This is a genomic window from Pseudonocardia sp. KRD291 (assembly GCF_019263595.1).
GTDB lineage: Bacteria > Actinomycetota > Actinomycetes > Mycobacteriales > Pseudonocardiaceae > Pseudonocardia.
Genome location: NZ_JADQDD010000471.1, coordinates 1 through 2531 on the forward strand (window position 1 = coordinate 1; position 2531 = coordinate 2531).

The 2531-nt window shown below is 74.2% G+C and carries 1 protein-coding gene; it reads right to left on the reverse strand.

The features are described 5' to 3' along the window. Positions 1–2531, reverse strand: a 2531-nt coding sequence (locus I4I78_RS31850) for a bifunctional GNAT family N-acetyltransferase/acetate--CoA ligase family protein (protein WP_218615219.1), incomplete at both ends; no start/stop codon positions are given.

The window sequence follows — 2531 nt, forward strand, 5'->3', positions numbered from 1 at the left end:
GGTCCAGGGCCAGCGACCGCACCTGGGGGATGTCCTCGGTGAGCTGCCCGACGCGCAGCACCAGGTCCTCCAGGGCGTCCATCCGGACCGGTTCGGTGCCGCGGTACCCGGTCAGCAGGGGCGCAGCCCGCGGTGCCCGGACCAGGCGGGCGGCGTCGTCGGTGGAGACCGGCAGCACCCGGTAGGCGTGGTCGTCGAGCAGCTCGGTGGCCAGGCCCGAGAGCCCGAACGAGAGCAGCGAGCCGAACGAGGGGTCGTCGACGACCTCGAGCATGCAGGACGTCCCCTTCGGCGCCATCCGCTGCACGTAGACCTCGTCCGAGCCGGTGAGCCGGGACAGCTCCGCGTGCGCGACGCGCACCGCGTCGGCCGAGGCGAGGTCGAGGCGGACCCCGACGAAGTCGCTGCGGTGCCGCCAGCGCTGCCCGACCGCCTTGAGCACCACCGGGAAGCCCAGCGCGGAGGCCGCCTCGACGGCCGCGTCCTCGTCGCGCACGGTGCGGAACGCCGTGACGTCGATCCCGTAGCAGCCGAGCAGCTCGACCGCCTCGTCGTCGGTGAGCGTGTGCTCGCGCTCCACGCCGAGCGAGGCGACCAGCCCGCGGGCCCGCGCGGTGTCGATGCCCTCGGGCACCACGAACTCCCCGACCGGGGTCTCGCGCCACTGCGCGTAGCGGGTGACCCGGCCCAGCGCGGCCGCAGCCCGTTCGGGGCTGGCGTAGCTGGGCACCGAACCCGGGCCCGGCGACCCGTCCGGGCCGGGTACGGCGAGCTCGTGCGGGATGCCCTCCACGGCCAGGAACACCGCGCTCACCGGGATCCCGGCACCGTCGGCCACGTCGCGCAGCGCGTGCGCGTAGTCCGCGCCCGGGACCGCGACCGGCGGGACGAACACCGCGATCAACGCGTCCGGGGAGTCCGGCCCGTGCAGGGCGCCCTCCACCCCGGCGGCGAACTGCTCCGGCGACGCGGCCGTCCCGACGTCCACCGGGTCCCCGGCCGGCTCCAGTCCCTCGTCCAGCAGGCCGTCGGTGACCAGCAGGTTCAGCGCCGTCGAGTTGCCGACCACGGCGACCCGGCGCCCGGCGGGCAACGGTTGGTAGGCCAGCAGCAGCGCGGTGTCGAACAGCTGCGGCAGCGTCTCCACCCGGATCACGCCGGACTGCTCGAACAGCGCCTCGACGCTCGCCTCGTCGATCGGCGGGGACACCGCGGCCAGCGACGGCACCGGCGCGGTGTGCCGGCCGCTCTTCACCGCGACCACCGGTTTGGTGCGGGCCAGGCGCCGGGCCACCCGGGCGAACTTGCGCGGGTTGCCGAACGTCTCCAGGTAGAGGAGCACGAGGTCGGTGCCCGGGTCGGTCTGCCAGTACTGCAGCAGGTCGTTGCCGGAGACGTCGGCGCGGTTGCCGGCCGAGACGAACGACGACAGCCCCAGCCCGCGGGAGCGGGCGCTGGCCAGGATCGCCGTGCCCAGGGCGCCGGACTGGCAGAAGAACCCGGTCCGGCCGTGGCCGGGCAGCTTCGGGGCGAGGGTGGCGTTGAGCCGCACCGCGGGGCTCGGGTTCGCCACCCCGAGCGCGTTCGGGCCGACCACCCGCATGCCGTGCGAGCGGGCCTCGGCGACGAGCCGGCGTTCGGCCACGGTGCCCCCGCCCCCGGCGTCGGCGAACCCGGAGCTGATCACGACGAGCACCTTCACGCCCTTGGCCAGGCAGGAGTCCATCACGTCGTCGATCCCGGACGCCGGCACAGCGACCACGGCGAGGTCCACCTCGTCCGGGATGTCGATCACCGACGGGTAGGCGCGCACGCCGCGCACCGACCGGGCGTCCGGGTTCACCGGGTACACCGGGCCGGTGAACCCGGCGCGCAGCAGGTTGATCAGGACCGCGTGCCCGATCTTCGACTCGTCGGCCGAGGCACCGATCACCGCGACCGAGCCGGGGTTGAGCAGGTTGGCCACGCTGCGGGCCTCGGCGGCCTGCTCCCGGGAGTCGCGCACCGCGATCGAGCGCTCGGTCGGGTCGATGTCGAACTCGAGGTGCAGCACGCCCTCGGCGAACGCCCGGGTGACGCCGTAACCGGCCTCCCGGAACACCCGCACCATCGCGTGGTTCTCCACCAGCACCTCGGCCTCGAACCGGCTCAGCCCGTTCTCCCGGGCCGCTGCGGCGAGGTGTTCGAGCAGGATCGACCCGAGACCGCGGGCCTGGTGGTCGTCGCGCACCACGAACGCCACCTCGGCCGAGACGACCGGCTCGTCGGGCTTGCCGAGTCCCTCGTACCGGCCCACCGCGATGATCTCGTCGCCGAGCAGGGCCAGGAACGCGACCCGTTTGCGGTGGTCGACGACGGTGAAGCGCTCCAGGTCCCGCGGGGAGATCCGCGGGTAGGGACCGAAGTAGCGCAGGTAGCGGGTCCGGTCGGAGAGCTTGGAATGGAACTCCAGCAGGTCGTCGGCATCCTCGGCGGTGATCGGGCGCAGGTGCACGATCCCGCCGTCGGAGGCCACGACGTCGGCCTCCCAG